Source organism: Alphaproteobacteria bacterium, assembly GCA_030740435.1.
Lineage (GTDB): Bacteria > Pseudomonadota > Alphaproteobacteria > UBA2966 > UBA2966.
The window spans coordinates 13341-29226 of sequence record JASLXG010000037.1; the positions used below are offsets into that span (position 1 = coordinate 13341).

10 protein-coding genes and 1 pseudogene are annotated in these 15886 nt (G+C 64.9%); 9 read left to right on the top strand and 2 right to left on the bottom strand.

What is annotated here, in order from left to right; genetic code table 11:
* Nucleotides 1-8: 8 nt before the first annotated feature.
* Nucleotides 9-356, top strand: coding sequence for a RidA family protein (locus QGG75_04365; protein ID MDP6066474.1), 348 nt, complete (start codon nucleotides 9-11; stop codon nucleotides 354-356).
* 54 nt (nucleotides 357-410) lie between these two features.
* Nucleotides 411-1478, top strand: a complete 1068-nt coding sequence (locus QGG75_04370) for an adenylate/guanylate cyclase domain-containing protein (protein MDP6066475.1) — start codon at nucleotides 411-413, stop codon at nucleotides 1476-1478.
* Nucleotides 1479-1763: 285 nt separating this feature from the next.
* Here the strand turns inward: QGG75_04370 and araD are convergent, their stop codons facing one another.
* Nucleotides 1764-3491, bottom strand: coding sequence for an L-arabinonate dehydratase (gene araD / locus QGG75_04375; GenBank protein MDP6066476.1), 1728 nt, complete (start codon nucleotides 3489-3491; stop codon nucleotides 1764-1766).
* 98 nt (nucleotides 3492-3589) lie between these two features.
* On the opposite strand from araD, the gene QGG75_04380 reads away from it, so the two are divergent.
* The 5 genes from QGG75_04380 to QGG75_04400 are packed head-to-tail and all read left to right on the top strand — an operon-like array spanning nucleotide 3590 to nucleotide 8280.
* The gene (locus tag QGG75_04380) at nucleotides 3590-4792 is read left to right on the top strand and encodes a mandelate racemase/muconate lactonizing enzyme family protein (GenBank protein ID MDP6066477.1); all 1203 of its coding nucleotides are present in this window, start codon (nucleotides 3590-3592) and stop codon (nucleotides 4790-4792) included.
* Nucleotides 4789-5550 (top strand): SDR family oxidoreductase, encoded by a 762-nt coding sequence (locus QGG75_04385; GenBank protein MDP6066478.1) that lies wholly within the window; start codon nucleotides 4789-4791, stop codon nucleotides 5548-5550. Before QGG75_04380 ends, QGG75_04385 begins: the two co-directional genes overlap by 4 nt.
* Nucleotides 5551-5562: 12 nt before the next feature.
* The gene (locus tag QGG75_04390) at nucleotides 5563-6465 is read left to right on the top strand and encodes a dihydrodipicolinate synthase family protein (protein MDP6066479.1); all 903 of its coding nucleotides are present in this window, start codon (nucleotides 5563-5565) and stop codon (nucleotides 6463-6465) included.
* Between the two features lie 14 nt (nucleotides 6466-6479).
* Nucleotides 6480-7256: an aldolase/citrate lyase family protein gene (locus tag QGG75_04395; GenBank protein ID MDP6066480.1), complete on the top strand. Its 777-nt coding sequence runs from the start codon at nucleotides 6480-6482 to the stop codon at nucleotides 7254-7256.
* A gap of 13 nt (nucleotides 7257-7269) precedes the next feature.
* The gene (locus tag QGG75_04400; protein MDP6066481.1) at nucleotides 7270-8280 is read left to right on the top strand and encodes an NAD(P)-dependent alcohol dehydrogenase; all 1011 of its coding nucleotides are present in this window, start codon (nucleotides 7270-7272) and stop codon (nucleotides 8278-8280) included.
* Nucleotides 8281-8939: 659 nt separating this feature from the next.
* Here QGG75_04400 and QGG75_04405 read toward each other — a convergent pair.
* Nucleotides 8940-13265, bottom strand: coding sequence for a BadF/BadG/BcrA/BcrD ATPase family protein (locus QGG75_04405; GenBank protein ID MDP6066482.1), 4326 nt, complete (start codon nucleotides 13263-13265; stop codon nucleotides 8940-8942).
* Nucleotides 13266-13683: 418 nt separating this feature from the next.
* Between QGG75_04405 and QGG75_04410 the strand changes: the two are divergent.
* Together QGG75_04410 and QGG75_04415 are read left to right on the top strand one after the other, a co-directional pair.
* Nucleotides 13684-14154: pseudogene (locus tag QGG75_04410) on the top strand (class I SAM-dependent methyltransferase).
* 413 nt (nucleotides 14155-14567) lie between these two features.
* On the top strand, nucleotides 14568-15650 hold the full coding sequence (locus tag QGG75_04415; protein MDP6066483.1) for an NADH:flavin oxidoreductase: 1083 nt from the start codon (nucleotides 14568-14570) through the stop codon (nucleotides 15648-15650).
* The last annotated feature ends 236 nt before the right edge of the window (nucleotides 15651-15886 follow it).

A 15886-nucleotide genomic window follows, 5' to 3' on the forward strand; every position in this document is an offset into this window, starting at 1 on the left:
GACAGGGTATGGCGATAGAACGAAACCACACCACCAGCCGCATGAGCCAGTGCGTCGTGCACGGTGACACGGTCTACCTGGCGGGACAGGTGGCAGACGATGGCGATGCCTCGGCGGGCGATCAGACACGTCAGGTTCTGGAAAAGATCGATGGCCTGCTGGCCGAGGTCGGCAGCGACAAGTCGAAGCTTTTGTCGGTTCAGATCTGGCTCACCGACATCCGCGATTTCGCGGCCATGAACGAGGCCTGGGATGCTTGGGTGCCCGAGGGCCAGGCGCCGGCCCGGGCCACCGGCGAGGTGCGCCTGGCACGCCCCGAGTTCCGCGTCGAAATCATCGTCGTCGCGGCCAAATAGGGGCTCGGCCCCGAGGGGCTCGCCCCCGCTTCCGGCCCTGGCGGCCGAACGCCAATGGCCGTTTCCAGACGAACAATCCGACGCCTGCGCACGGTTCTGGTACTGGCGCTCTGCATGGCGCTCTTGATCCTGGGCTCGGTTTTCCTCTCCAGCGACATTCTCGATCAGCCGGTCACCGGCCGTAACTTGGTCGAAGCCGTGGTTCTCGGCGGCCTGGTGGGCGGCCTGCTGGCGGCCTACGAGTTGCTTTTTGTCGAGGGGCGCTATGGCTGGTGGATCCGCCGCGCCCACTTCGCCGTTTCCCTGTGCCTCAGCGCCGCCGTCTACGTGGTGACAATACTTGGCACGGTGGTGCTCTACGAGGGTTGGGCCTATGGTGACGACGATCCCAACACCTACATGGGATTCCCCATCGATCACGACTTCGCCGTGGCTCTGGACGTGGCCTCGGGCGTCGCCATTTTTCTGCTCTTGCTGTTTGTCGTCACCATGCGGCGCGTGGTCGGCGGGCACGAATTGGCGAATATCCTCTTGGGACGCTACCGGCGGGGAATTTCCGAGGACCGCGTGTTCCTGTTCGTTGACCTGGAGGATTCGACACAGCACACGGAAAGGCTGGGCGACCTGGGCGCCTATCGCCTGATCTCGATGTTCTTTTTCGACATCGATGAAGCCATCCTCGATTTCGAGGGCCAGGCGCACCGCTACGTCGGCGACGAGGTAGTGATCACCTGGCCGCTGGCCCAAGGCGTCAGGAATGCCAACGCGCTACGCTGCTTCTTCGCCCTTGAGGACACCATCGCAGGCCGCGCCGAGCGCTACTTCGCTGCTTTCGGCATGGTGCCGAAGTTTCGGGCCGGCCTCCATTGCGGCCCCGTGATCGTCGGCCAGAGCGGTGATTCGCGCCGTCAGGTGGCGCTTTTTGGCGACACCGTCAACACCACGGCGCGAATTGAAAAGCAGAGCCGCGAGCTGGGCTGTCGCCTGCTGGTCTCGGCCGATTACCTGGCCCACACGAGCCCGCCCGAGGAGCTCGAGGCGAGCTCGTTGGGCAGTTTTCAGTTGCGCGGCCGGCAGGAAGAAATCGAGCTCTTCAACGTCCGCCGGAAACGGCAAGAGTGACCCGATAGCTCCCTTAACCCGCATTTCTCACCGGGTCATGGCCTGCGCGGCGCTGTGGCGTCGACAGGGTAGGCGCGCTGCGCCGCGCGATGTGGGACATCGGGCAAGCAGCTCGACGCATCCTGTCGGCGCCACAGCGACGCCCGAAGGGTCGCCCCCAGGCGCGCGCCCGCTACGGAAAAGGCCGAAGAGCGTAGTCCCACTACGCTCATCGACCTTTTCCTTCCGGATCGCATCACCTGGGGGCGACGCAGGCCGTGACCCGGTGAGAAATGCGGGTTAATCCTAATGCGATTCGCGGGGCACGGCGGCGCCGCGGTTGCCCACCAGAAAATCCATGTCGCAGCCCTTGTCGGCCTGCAGCACGTGGTCGACGTAAAGCTGCTGGTAGCCGCCCCGCATCGAAGGCTCGGGCGCCGACCAGGCTTGGCGGCGACGCTCCAGCTCGTCTTCCGGGACTTCCAGATTGAGGCTCCGGCCGGCCACGTCGAGCTCGATCATGTCGCCCTCCTGGACCAGCGCCAGCGCGCCGCCGGCAGCGGCTTCGGGCGCCACGTGCAGCACCACGGTGCCGTAGGCGGTACCCGACATGCGGGCATCCGATATGCGCACCATGTCGGTGATGCCCTTGGCCAGGATCTTCGACGGCAGGCCCATGTTGCCCACCTCGGCCATGCCCGGATAGCCGCGCGGGCCGCAGTTCTTGAGCACCATGACGCAAGTCTCGTCGATATCGAGATCGGGATCATCGATGCGCGCTTTGTAGTGCTCGATGTCCTCGAAGACCACGGCTCGGCCGCGGTGCTGCATCAGTTCGGGCGTCGCCGCCGACGGCTTGAGCACGGCCCCGTCGGGACAGAGGTTGCCACGCAGGACGGCGATGCCGCCGCTCTCGGTGAGGGGTTTGTCCAGCGAGCGGATGACCTCGCCGTCGAAGTTGGCGGCTCCCTTGCAGTTTTCCCAGATGGTCTGGCCGCTGACCGTCATGGCGTCCTTGTTCAAGAGGCCGGCCTCGCCCAGCGTCCGGATCACCGTGGGCTGGCCGCCGGCATAGTAGTAGTCCTCCATCAAAAAGCGGCCCGACGGCATCAGATCGACGATGGTCGGCACGTCCTTGCCGAGCCGGTCCCAGTCATCGAGGCCGAGATCGACGCCGACACGTCCGGCCAGTGCAATCAAATGGACCACGGCGTTGGTCGAGCCGCCGATGGCGCCGTTGACGCGGATGGCGTTCTCGAAGGCCTCGCGGGTCAGGATCTTGGACATGCGCACGTCGTCGCTGACCATCTCGACGATGCGCCGGCCGGCGATGTGGGCCAGGGTGAAGCGCCGCGCGTCGGCGGCCGGGATGGCGGCGTTCGAGGGCAGCCCCATGCCCAGAGCCTCGACCATGTTGGCCATGGTCGAGGCCGTGCCCATGGTCATGCAGTGGCCGATGGAACGGCTCATGCCGGCCTCGGCGTCCATGAACTCGTCCATGGTCATGTTGCCCGCCTTGACGTCCTCGCTGAACTTCCAGACGTGGGTGCCCGAGCCGATCTGTTCGCCGCGGTAGCGGCCATTGAGCATGGGTCCGCCCGAGACGGCGATGGCCGGTACGTCGCAGCTCGCCGCGCCCATCAGCAGTGCCGGCGTGGTCTTGTCGCAGCCCACCAGCAGCACCACCCCGTCCAACGGGTTGGCGCGGATGGTTTCCTCGACGTCCATGCTGGCCAGGTTGCGATAGAGCATGGATGTGGGCCGCAGCAGGGTCTCGCCCAGCGACATCACGGGAAATTCCAGGGGAAAGCCGCCGGCCTCGTAGACGCCGCGTCTTACGCGTTCCGCCAGGTCTCGGAAATGGCCGTTGCAAGGCGTCAATTCCGACCAGGTGTTGCAGATGCCGATCACCGGGCGGCCATCGAACTGGTCGTCGGGCTGGCCCTGGTTCTTCATCCAGCTGCGGTGGGTGAAGCCGTCCTTGTCGGCGCCGCCGAACCATTCCGCGGAGCGGTACTTCTTGCCTTTGGCCATGATTCCTCTTACTCCCACTAGGCGTTTGCGTTGCTATCCTTTGTAAGGCGAACTCACGCGGCTGGGCAAGCGCCTGTCGTGTCGTGGCGGAGATATGCATGAAGATCACGGCCCTTGAGACCATTCGACTGGGCGAATTTCCCAACCTCATCTGGCTGAGAATCCATACCGACGAGGGCCTGATCGGCCTGGGCGAGAGCTTCTACGGCGCCGCCGCCATCGAGGCCTACCTGCATGAAACCGCGGCGCATCATCTGCTGGGCCAGGACCCGCTCGCTATCGAGGCCTTGGGGCGCAAGCTCTACGGCTATGTCGGCTACACTGGCACCGGCGTCGAGATGCGCGGCAACTCGGCCGTCGACGTGGCGCTCTGGGATCTATTCGGCAAGGTTGCGAACCAGCCCATCTACCAGCTCCTGGGCGGGGCCAGCCGCGACAGCATCCGTGTCTACAACACCTGCGCCGGCTACCAGTACGTGCGCGCGCCGGCTCATGCCATCGGCAACTGGGGCCTGCCCAAGGCCGAGCCCGAGGGGCCCTACGAGGACCTCGTGGCCTTCCTCGAGCGCGCCGACGAGTTGGCCCAGAGTCTCTTGGACCAGGGCATCAGCGGCATGAAGATCTGGCCCTTCGATAGCGCTGCCATGGCGCGGAGCGGCAACGACATCTCGGCCGCCGAGATGAAGGCGGCACTCGGGCCTTTCGAGAAGATCCGCCGGGCGGTCGGCGACAAGATCGACGTCATGGCCGAGATGCACCTTCTCTGGAACCTGCCCACCGCGGTGCGCATCGCCGAGGCGCTCAAGCCCTATGATCCCTACTGGATCGAGGATCCCATCAAGATGGACAGCCTGGGCTCGCTGCAGGAATACAAGCGCCGCACCGGCGTGACCGTGACGGCCAGTGAGACCATCGCCACCCATTTGGGCTACCGCGAGCTTTTGGAACGCCAGTGCGCCGACGTGATCATGCCCGACATCGGCTGGTGCGGCGGCCTCACCGAGGCCAAGAAGATCGCCACTATGGCCGAGGCCTACCACCTACCCGTCGCGCCCCACGACTGCACCGGGCCGGTGCTGCTGGCGGCCTCGGTGCACCTCACCATCAACGCCCCCAACGCGCTGATACAGGAGACCGTGCGGGCTTTCCATTCGGGCTGGTATCGCGATCTGGTGACCGAGGTGCCGCCCATCGAAAAGGGCCACATCCGGGCGCTCACGGGCCCCGGCCTGGGCACCGATCTCTTGCCCGACCTGCCGGATCGTCCCGACGCCATGGTGCGCCGTAGCGAGGCCGAATGAACGACAAGAGCCCCTCCGGCGTCATGCTGGTGACCGGGGCCGGCCGCGGTATCGGTGCCGGCATCGCCCGCATGGCGGGCAGCCGGGGCTACGCCGTCGGCATCAACTACGGCCGCAGTCAAGCCGAGGCCGAGGCCCTGGCTCACGATATCGAGAGGGCCGGCGGCCGCGCCCTGGCGCTCCGGGCCGACGTCGGCGAAGCCGACCAGGTGGCAGCCATGTTCGAAACCTTGGATGCCGAGCTGGGGCCGGTGACGGCTCTGGTCAACAACGCCGGCATCCTGGAGACCCGAGTACCGCTCGACGAAATGGAACCCGAATTCCTGGCCCGCATCTTTGCCGTCAACACCTTCTCCTGCTTCTACTGTGCCGGCCAGGCCATCAAGCGCATGTCGACGGCCCATGGCGGTCCCGGCGGCGCCATAGTCAATATTTCCTCGAAGGCGGCGGTGCTGGGCGGCCTGCCGGGCTGGAGCCACTACGCCGCCTCCAACGGCGCCGTCGACAGCTTCACCATCAGCCTGGCCAAGGAAGTCGGGCCCCAGGGCATCCGCGTCAACGCCATCAGGCCCGGCGTCATTCCCACCGACATCCAAAAGGCCGCCACTGACGTGGATTTCCCCTCCGCCGCCCGCCAGACCACCTCGCTGGGCCGCATGGGAACGGTCGAGGAGGTGGCCGAGGCGGCGCTCTGGCTGCTCTCGCCACAAGCCTCCTATGTCCATGGTATCGTGCTCGACGTTTCCGGTGGGCGCTAAGGAGAATTCAGCGTGACCAAAAACCCCCCGTTCCACGGCATCTACCCGATGATGTACGCCTTCTTCGGTGCCTACGGCGGCCTCGACCGGGCCGCCATGCGGCGTCAGGTGGAATGCTGTCTGGCGGCCGGCGCCCACGGCATCGCCGTGCTCGGACTGGCCACCGAGGTGAGCAAGCTCAGTGATGGGGAGCGGCGCCAGCTCATCGAATGGTGCGCCGAGGACATCGCCGGGCGGGTGCCGCTCTCGGTCACCATCTACGGCAACAAGGCCGAGGAGCAGCTCTCGCTGATCGACGCCGCGGCGGCGGCCGGAGCCGGCTGGGTGGTGCTGCAGCCGCCCCGCGATCTGAGCATGAGCGAGGATGACCTGATCCGCTTCTTCGGCGGCGTCATCGACCAATCGCCGCTGCCCGCCGCCATCCAGAACGCCCCGGAGTACATCGGCATCGGCCTCACCCCGGACGGCATCACGCGGCTTCGGCATGATCATGCCAACTTCGTGCTGCTCAAGGGCGAGGGGCCGGCGCTGTTGATCCGCCGCATCATCGAACAGACCGAGGACCTCGCGGTCTTCAACGGCCGGGCCGGGCTCGAGCTTCCCGACAACTTGCGGGCCGGCTGCGCCGGCGTCATCCCGGCCGCCGAGTGCATCGAAAGCCTGGTGAAGATTTATGAGCTCATGCGTGAGGGCGGTGCGGCCAACGAGGCCGAGGCGGAGCGCCTCTACGCCCAGGTGCTGCCGCTGATCACCTTCACCATGCAGTCCATCGACCAGATGATCTGTTACGGCAAGCGCGCCGCGGCCAGGCGGCTGGGCCTCGAGGTTTACGACCGCGAGCCCTGCCTGGTGCCCACCGAGTTCGGCCTGGCATCCCTGGAACGCTATGCCGCGGACTTCCCACTTTTCGATTAACCTGTTGAAAAATCATGAGAAAACCGAACCCCCTCAAAGCAAAACTGGAAGCCGGCGAGGCCGTGCTGGGGACCTGGGCGATGATTCCCTCGGCCGTTACGGCGGATATTCTCAGCCTTGCCGGCCTCGACTTCATCGTCATCGATTCGGAGCACGGCTCCATCGGTTACGAGACCGCGACGACCATGGCCATGGCATGTGACTGCCACGGCGTGTCGCCGGTGATGCGCGTCGGCGGCGTCGACGAGGCCATGATCCTGCGGGCCCTGGATATCGGCGTTCATTGCGTCCAGGTGCCCAACGTGCATACCGCCGCGGCGGCCGCTGAGGCCGTGACCTGGGCCAAGTACCCGCCGCTGGGCCGGCGCGGCTTCTCTCCCGTCACCCGGGCCGGCGACTACACCTTCGATTTCGCTACCGAGCACACCGGGGTGGCCAACGAAAATACCCTCGTCGCCATCCATATCGAAGGCGAGGAAGCCATTGCCGGCATCGACGAGATCCTGGCCATCGCGGGCCTCGACATCATCTTCGTCGGCGTCTACGACCTCTCCAAGGCGCTGGGCATCCCGGGCCAGGTGACCGACCAGCGCGTGGTCGGCCGGCTGCGGGACCTCAGCACCAAGATCGCCGCCGCCGGCAAGTATCCCGGCACCATTGTCACCCGCGAGGAGCAGATCGCCGAGGTGCTGGGCTACGGCATCAAGTACATCACCTATTCGGTCGACGCCGAGATCCTGGGCGCCGGATACAAGAGTGTGAAAGCCGCCTTCGATGCGGCCACAGACTAGAGGAATCGCCACCATGAAAGTTTTCCAACTGCAGGACGAATGGAGCATCGAACATCTGACACTGGCCGAGCGGCCGGATCCCGAGCCCGGTCCGGGCCAGGTATTGCTGCGGATGCAGGCGGCCTCGCTCAATTACCGCGACAATCTGGTGATGCAGCGCGGCTACGGCTCGATGACCGGCGAGTTGCCGCTGATCCCCATCTCCGACGGCGTCGGCACGGTGCTGGCGGTGGGGGACGGCGTGACGCGGGTGGCGGTGGGCGACCGGGTGTGCCCGACCTTCGTCCAGGTCTGGCTCTCGGGACCGCCCTCGGGGGCCCGGGGCCCGGCGCTGGGCGGCCCGCTTGACGGCGTCATGGCCGAGAAGATGGTGCTCTCGCAGGAAGGCGTGGTGGCGCTACCCGATCACCTCAGCGATGCCGAGGCGGCGACGTTGCCCTGTGCCGCGCTGACCGCCTGGAGCAGCCTGGTCACCCGCGGTGGCATCAAGGCCGGACAGAGCGTGCTGGTCCAGGGCACCGGCGGCGTGGCGCTGTTCGCGCTGCAATTCGCCAAGCTGGCCGGGGCCCGCGTCATGATCATCTCGTCGAGCGACGAAAAGCTCGCGCGCGCCGCCGATCTCGGCGCCGATCTCGGCGTCAACTACCGCACTACGCCGGATTGGTGGAAGCCGGCGCTGGAGTTTTCCGGCGGCGCCGGCATCGACCATATCCTCGAGCTCGGCGGCACGGACACCATGTCGCAGTCGACGCGCTGTATCCTGCGCGGCGGCCGCATCAACATCATCGGCGTGCTATCGGGCGACCGGGCCGAGCTCAGGCTGGGCGCCGTGATCTCCAGGAGCGTCCGTTTCGAAGGCATCTCCGTGGGCTCGCGCAACGGCATGGAAGCCATGGTCCGGGCCATCGGCCAGCACGGCATGAAGCCGGTGGTCGACAAGGTCTTCCCCTTCGACGAGCTGCGCCCGGCGCTGGACCACATGGCCAGCGGCGCCCACTTCGGCAAAGTCTGCCTCGAACACTGAGGCGCCGCCAAAGAAGGGGACAGGCACCAAACGGCGCCAAAGTACCTGTCCTCTTCTGCTGAATATTGTGGCGGCCGCCGAAATCCTCAGCTGATCTCAAGTGACGTGCGGACGGCGAATTTCTGGATGGCGTTGAGCAGGAATTGTCTGCTTTCGTCCTGATTTCGTCCGCTTCACATCCAGCAGCAGACCATCCTGGCGGTGCCCCTGAAGGTCCGGACCTGACCCATAGCCGACTTCGGTTTCGCCACACAAACACGATTTGGCGTGCCAACGACTACATTGGAAGGCACCAAAAAAAAGCGAAAACCATCAGACAGTGGTTGTGCGAATTAGCCCACTAGGCGCCAAGGAAGTCCGCGATCAGCGGATTGACCAGATCGGGTCGGAATATGGCGGCCATGTGTCCGCCCTGGGGAATCTCTGTGTGCCGAAGGCCGGGCAAACCATTTAGCAAAACGTCTCTAATTCCCTTGATCGAATGTTTGCTGTCCGCTGCTGTAATCAGGAACATGCGCTCGGCAAGGCCGCGCCATGCCTCGATGGGTGCCGTCTCGTCAAAAAAAAAGTGGGCCAGGTGACCTGCCCCCCGAAAACTGGTCCAGCCCGGATGTTAGGATTGAGCTGGCACCTCGCCCGATTTGTCGCGTGCCCTAACCTCAGGCGCTTGGTGGAGGAAGGGCGGCCGTCGCCACGGCATCCGCTGCCACGGTAACCGCCGCAATCTCTACGTTACCGGCCTCAAGCCCGGTAGCTCCGGCCGCCCGGTGCAGACGGTAGCAGTAGCCGCGCACCCGGCGCTCGTCCAGCGGCGTGCCGTCGTCATAAAAGAAGAAGAATGGAATGTCCTTGCGGTAGCGCAACAGGCCTTCGGAAACCAGGCTCGAGTCGCAGCCCCAGCAACTGGCCATGACGACGCCCTCGTAGAGCCCGGTTTCCCAGTTGGTCAGCACACTGCCGATCTCGAAGGGCGGCGGGCCGTAGGTCGCCGGGTCGATCAGTTCCCCGGCCTTGGCGATCGTGGCCACGACGTTGGGTTGCGGCAGCCAGGGATGCATTTCGCCGACTGCTGCGTAATAGCCGGCCCGCAGCTCGGCCTGCTGCAGGACCATGGGCCTCACGCGTTCCGGCGTCGCCGAGCGGCCGAACAGCAGGTGCGGGTGCAGGCGGCCAAGATATTCGAAAAAATCGGCAATCGGCTCGATCACCAGCCTCAGGCCCTGCTCGCTCATGCGCAGGAAGAGGCCGGCGCTGGCCACATCGTTGCCCTTGGTCACGACGTCGCCTGAGACGAAGACAAGGCGGAAATCCTTGGTGCCGGAGAAACGCGCCTCCATTTCGGCATAGCGCCGCGCGGCTTCCTGCAGCAGCTCCCCGATCTCCGCCGCCTTGCGCTGGTATTCGGCCTGAGACGCGGCTTCGTCTTCGAGCCGTCTCTCGAGGATGGCGACGGCTTTGCCGACGCATTGGTCGAACAGGGCGCGGGACTCGCCGGGCCGGCCCTCGACGGGCAGGTGGTAGAGGTAGAGCTGGCGTAACAAATCGACGACTGAAAGGCCGGCCCAGATCAACATCGCCATCGAGGGATCGGAGCCAAATTTTAGGCCGCCGACGCTGACGTTGCTGTCCAAGCTCATACTCTCGATGTTGATCTTGTCCTTGACGTCGAAGACCCCGGCCCGGCACAAGCGGCCGGTGAGCTGCAGCAACTCGGTGCGTTTGAGCGGCGGGTTATCTTCCAGGTAGCTGCGGAACGCGCCCCAGTTGAGCTGATAGGCCATGCACTCCTTGCCCGAACAGTCGGCCTTGCCACGGCGCGTGGTTTCGTCGCTGTAGCTCGGCGCGGCCACCGCGTCGAAGCCATAGGCGCGGTAGATGGCGGCAAAGGCGGGGCCCATTTCGTCGGCCACGTTGACCACCACATAGCGCGAGTCGGGGTCCATCTGGCTGCCCCTCCGGCTCTTGGGATCGACGTAGGATATGGCCCTCGAATTGTCTGGCACCTGGGCCTCGTCATCGCCACGGAACTGGCGCACCGACTGCAAGAAGGCTTGAATGCGGGTCACGAAACCGGCCTCGCCGCCGTGGCCGTCGCTCTCCAGGATGGTGTGGGGAAAGCCCTCCATCAGCGACTGGAAGATTTGCTCGGTGAACGAGTTCGGACCGCAGCCGAAGGAGGCCAGTAGCACGGGAAAGGCGTCGCCCCGATCACGGGCACAGACGGCGGCTCTCAGCGCCCGGTTGTCATCGCCCCAATAGGCCTTCCACAGCGCCGGCGTGGCATCGTCGACGGAGTAGCAGTCGACCGGGACAGCCATGGCGCCGTTGCGCCTGAGCAGCATCGGGATGTTGGCGTTGCTGGCGCGGTCGCAGATGACGTGGACATAGCCGGTCAGGATAACCGCCGGCACATCGTTCGATTTGGCATAGTCGAGCGCCCGGCGGCCAATTTCCATCAGGCCGGCCTCATAGGCCTGCTGGGCTTCGGCGGCCCGCGTCACAGCCGCGGCAATCCGGGCCGCCTCGACACCCAGCTCAGGCGCCACGCGCTCAAACTCGGTCACCAGTTCGGCCGTCTCCAGGCCGTCGCCAAAACTAATGCAGGGCCGCACCACCTTGAGGTCGCGGCCGCGCGAGATCAGGGATTGTTCGATCATCTCGGGCATGGCCTGTTCGGTCACGCAGGACTGGCCGCCAGGACCGTCGGCTGCCGAAATATCGAAGATCTTGGGGATCAACAGGAGGTCTACGTCCCCCCCGGCGTCGGCTACGGCGTGGGCGATTTTCACCGGGCCGCAGGAATCGAAGCTGTTGCAAAGCTGTTCGCCCCCGGCCAAGGAATTTTTGTCGGAGCGCAAGAGCTTGACCGAAAAACCAAGCTCGGCGGCAAAGGCGGCCAGCCAGGGCACATGCCCGGCCACGGCACCGATCTCGGGGACGCCGATGACCCGGGCGCCGGAACGCTCCAAAACGAATCCGTCGATCAGCTCCTCCCTGAGCTCGAAGGGGTTGGGGGCTTCCTTGGCCAGCTTGGGCTGGGTCTTGGTCGAGACCTCGAACTTGGGACAGGCGCCGCCCGAGACCGCCTGACGGCTGGTTTCACCGACCTGAATGGTGGTGCGCTCGATGGGGCAGAGGATCTGGCATTCGGCGTCACGGCACTGGAACTCGGAGCGATCGGTGATCTCGGCCTCGAGGATCTGGCCCAGGTCGAGCTGCGTCGCCAGGGCTTCGCTGCCCATCTGTTCGATGGCGCAAAGACCGGTGCCCCAGGCGCCCATGGCGCCCGGATTGGGCGGCACCACGATCTCGCGGCCCGTCACCGCCGCCAGGGTCCAGGCCAGCGAAGGATTGCTCGCCGGTTTGCCCTGGAAGAACACCCGCTGGCCCAGCGTGCGCTGGCCCATGACCCGGTTGAGGTAGTTGTGGATCACCGAATACTGGAAACCGGCGAAGATGTCGTCGCGGCCGAAGCCTTCCTTTATCGCCGAGGCCGCCGCGTCGGCCACGAAGACGGTGCACATCTGGCCCAGCTCCGGCGGCCTTTTGGCGGTCGAGGCCAAATCGACGAATTCCTGAATGTCGTGCACGTCATAAAGGTTCGCCTGTTCCTCGAGGAACGAGCCGGTGCCGGCTGAGCAGGCCTTGTTCATATCGCTCTCGACGATGCGGCCGCCCTGGACGCGGATGTACTTGGCGTCTTGGCCGCCAATTTCGATCACCGATAGATCGGCGCCATGATCGACATCGCAGCGGCTGGCGGCCGTGGCATGGGCCACGATTTCGTTGAGCACGACGATGCTGTCGCTGTCGGGATAGACGGCGCGCAACAGCGTCGCCACGGCCTCGCGGCCCGAACCGGTAACGCCGATGGCGCGGACATCGGCCTGGCTGCGCTGCAGCAACGTACTGACCAGGCGCCGCGCCGCATCGACTGGATTGCCTCGGGTGCTGTCGTAGACGTCGAGCACCACTTCGCCTGTTTCGATCGAGGTCAACACGGCTTTGGCGCCGGTCGAGCCCAGATCGAGACCGAGGATGGCAGGCTGCCCGGCTGCGCCCTCGGGGATCGCCGGCTCAGCCATCATGGTCACCCGGTCTTGCTGGTTGCTGGCCGGCTCCAGCACCTGAAAGCGGTTCTCGCTGGCCTGGATCAATTCGGCCGGGTCGGCCGGCAGTGCCGCAAGCTGTGCACCACGAGCCTGCTGCGCGGCGATGGCGGCGGCGCCGGCGGCCTCGAAACACTCTGCCAGGGGTGGGGTTTTGACCGGCTCGCCCAAGATCTCCTCGAAGGCCTGGCGCACCGAGCCGATACGCGCCGGGCCGCCCATCAAGTAGACCGGGCCGTCAACGTGGTTGCGGGCCAGCAGCGCCCGGGTGTTGCGCGCCACCGAGCCGAAGTAGCCCTTGAAGAGCTCGCCCGTCGGCTTGCCCTGATTGGCGAAGTGGGTCATTTCGGATTTGGCGAAAATCGTGCAGCGCGCCGTGATGGGGATGCTCTCGCTGGCCAGCAGGGCCATCTGGTCGGCCTCTTCGACCCCCAGGCCAAAGCGTTCGGCAATCTTCTGGATGTTCTCGCCGGTGCCTGACGAGCACTTGTCGTTCTCGAGATATTGGTAATGGAATTTGGTGCCGCCATTGCTGGTGGCCCGGCGGCTCAGCACGCCGTAGCCGCGGGCGCCGATGCTGACCAGGTTGAGCGTGTCCTCGAGATCGGGGCTAAGTTCCAGCGCCGCTTCCTGACAGGAATCTTCGGGCAGCACCAGGACCGGGCTGCTGAGTTCGTCGGCGTATACGCCGGTGGCTGCCAAAGCGGCGCAGGAAGCGACGTCGTTATCGCGGTACCAGGCCTGGAAGAGACCCATGGGATCGCCGTCGTGGAGCGCGTAACGCGTGTCCTCGAAGGTAATCTTGCCGTCCTCGCCGATCGTGGCGATGGCAAAACCCACCGATGCCGCACCCAAATCGCAACCCGCTATTCTCATCACATATCTCTCCGATAGCGTTGCCCCGAATCATCCGACCCCGATGTTATGGGGCTCCGTTCGCGCCGCTAATTGAGTTTGACCTAACAGTCGTTAGGCTAACCTATTGACGAGCTCCCGATCAATCAAGGGAGAAATTGAGGTTCAGGCGGAATTTTCGGGGAAAGACGCTCTGATTTTGGATCGATCGCGCCGAGTCCGCAAATGGCTAGGAACGACGGATCGGCCCGGTGCCCAGCACAGCCGCTTTGCCCTTGATAGCTGACCTCCCGGCCTCATGGTCCGCTTTCACGGCCTGGGCGTCTGGTGCTGGAGGTAGAGCGAGCATGCCGACGCCGGGCCTGAATCGACGCGGCTGACCCAAAGGCGAAGTCGCTTCGAGCAATTCACGAACGATTGTCGCCATCCATTAGTCAGGTACCGGCGCTTTCTCGACCGGCTGTTCACACCGCTGAACCAACGCCTGGCTCCGAACTCCGTGGGTCTCGACTTTGGTTGCGGACCAGGCCCGGCGCTGGCGCAAATGTTTGAGGAGGCAGGGCACTCGGTCGCCCTCTACGACCCCTACTATGCCTCCGACGAATCCGTCCTGTCCGCGCGGTACGATTTCATCACCCTGAGCGAAGTCGTCGAACATTTAGCCGAGCCGGGCAAGGAATTGGATTGCCTGTGGAACGGCCTCGCTCCGGGCGGCTGGCTCGGTATCATGACCAAACGGGTCCGCGACCAAGAGGCGTTCAGGACCTGGCACTACATCATCGACCCCACCCACATCGGTTTCTTCTCCGAAGCCACCTTCCAATGGCTGACCGGTCGCTGGTCGTCGATGGGAATTCCGACAACCTTGGCCATCACAGGAAACGATGTGGTGTTGATTGAGAAGGGTTAGGCGAATGGCGCCGGACGCCAGACCTAAAATTGCGGCATTCCGGGATGTTACGAATGGCGGCTTATGGCTAAAGAGCGGTTGTTCGCACTCACGCCAGAACACGTCTGCTTTAGGGGCGGAGAGCGGAAGTTCAGTCACCCCAGGCATATTCTCCTAACCGATGATCGGGGTCGTGCTGGCCCCGAGGAGGCATGAGTAAAGAAGCTCGGGCTCGTCAGCTATTATCGCTAAGGTATTGTTGAGGGTTTCACATGACATTCACAGGCCAAAAAAAGGAGGCAGGCACCAAACGGCGCCAAAGTACCTGTCTCCTTTTTTCCTGGCGGCTGATCGGGGCTTGACCGTGTCCGCCAGGGCTGGATAGTTTGCCCGTCCCGCAACCTCGCAGTTTCCAAGAAAACCCGGAGATCCCCATGTCGGCTTCCGCAGAGATCCTGTTCGACCCCATCACCATCAACGGCCTCTCGCTGCCCAACCGTCTGGCCATGGCGCCCATGACGCGCTGCAAGTCGCCGGGCGGCGTCGCCACCGAGGAAGTCGCCGCCTACTACCGGCGCCGCACCGCCGGCGGCATCGGCCTGATCATCACCGAGGGCACCTCGATCGCGCATACCAGCGCCAGCGGCAACCCGGCCGTGCCGGCCATCCACGGCGAGGCGGCGCTCAACGGCTGGAAGCTGGTGATCGACGCCGTGCACGGGGCCGGCGGCTGCATCATGCCCCAGCTCTGGCACATCGGCGCATCGCGCCAGCCCTGGATGAAGATCGACATCCCGGGCCACAGCCCCTCGGGCCAGGTGCTGGGCGACTTCGGCGAAGGTGTCGAAATGAGCCAGGCCGACATCGACGATGTCATCGCCGCCTTCGCCTCGTCGGCCGCCGATTCGCAGCGCATCGGCTTCGACGGTGTCGAGATCCACGGGGCGCATGGCTACCTCATCGACCAGTTCCTCTGGCAGGGCAGCAACCGGCGTAGCGACGCCTATGGCGGCTCGTTCGAAAATCGCCTGCGCTTCGCCCTCGAGATCGTGGCCGCGGTACGCCAGGCCACGTCGCCCGATTTCCCCATCGTCTTCCGCTTCTCGCAGTGGAAGCCCTCGGACTACGAGGCCCGGCTGGCGGAGACGCCGGCGGAGCTGGAGAGCCTGGTGCTGCCGCTGGCCGAGGCCGGCGTCGATATATTCCACGCCAGCACCCGGCGCTACTGGGTACCGGAGTTCGCAGGTTCCGAGCTCAACCTGGCGGGTTGGACCAAGAAGATTACCGGCAAGCCAACCATCACGGTGGGCAGCGTCGGTCTCGACGACGTCTCGCGCGAGGGCGCCAATCCCAGCGACATCAGCGAGCTGATCGAGCGCCTGGACCGCGACGAGTTCGACCTGGTGGCGCTGGGTCGGGCGCTGCTGACCGACGCCGAATGGGGCAACAAGATACGCGACGGGCGCCACGACGAGATCGTGGGTTTCGATAAAGAGTCATTGAAAACCCTGACCTAGGGCGGACTACGTCTGCTGAACAACGCTTGATGCTTGGGTTCTCAGGGGAACCACAGAGGCACAGAGACACAGAGGGCCATTGTTCGTTCCCCCGGGAATCTCTGTGTCTCTGTGCCTTCTGTAATCGGTTGGTTGATGTCAAGCTCCGAACGCCCTTTGTTTCCGTCTCCGCGGTGATGCCTGCAGGGGCTCCGTTCTTCTGTCCGCAGTCGGCGCCCAGGCTTCCTGCCGGAAGC

Bases quoted from the DNA above. Each gene is read 5' to 3' on its own strand.
- QGG75_04365 (MDP6066474.1), top strand. From the start codon at position 9: ATGGCGATAGAACGAAACCACACCACCAGCCGCATGAGCCAGTGCGTC.
- QGG75_04370 (MDP6066475.1), top strand. From the start codon at position 411: ATGGCCGTTTCCAGACGAACAATCCGACGCCTGCGCACGGTTCTGGTA.
- araD (MDP6066476.1), bottom strand. From the start codon at position 3,491: ATGGCCAAAGGCAAGAAGTACCGCTCCGCGGAATGGTTCGGCGGCGCC.
- QGG75_04380 (MDP6066477.1), top strand. From the start codon at position 3,590: ATGAAGATCACGGCCCTTGAGACCATTCGACTGGGCGAATTTCCCAAC.
- QGG75_04385 (MDP6066478.1), top strand. From the start codon at position 4,789: ATGAACGACAAGAGCCCCTCCGGCGTCATGCTGGTGACCGGGGCCGGC.
- QGG75_04395 (MDP6066480.1), top strand. From the start codon at position 6,480: ATGAGAAAACCGAACCCCCTCAAAGCAAAACTGGAAGCCGGCGAGGCC.
- QGG75_04400 (MDP6066481.1), top strand. From the start codon at position 7,270: ATGAAAGTTTTCCAACTGCAGGACGAATGGAGCATCGAACATCTGACA.
- QGG75_04405 (MDP6066482.1), bottom strand. From the start codon at position 13,265: ATGAGAATAGCGGGTTGCGATTTGGGTGCGGCATCGGTGGGTTTTGCC.
- QGG75_04415 (MDP6066483.1), top strand. From the start codon at position 14,568: ATGTCGGCTTCCGCAGAGATCCTGTTCGACCCCATCACCATCAACGGC.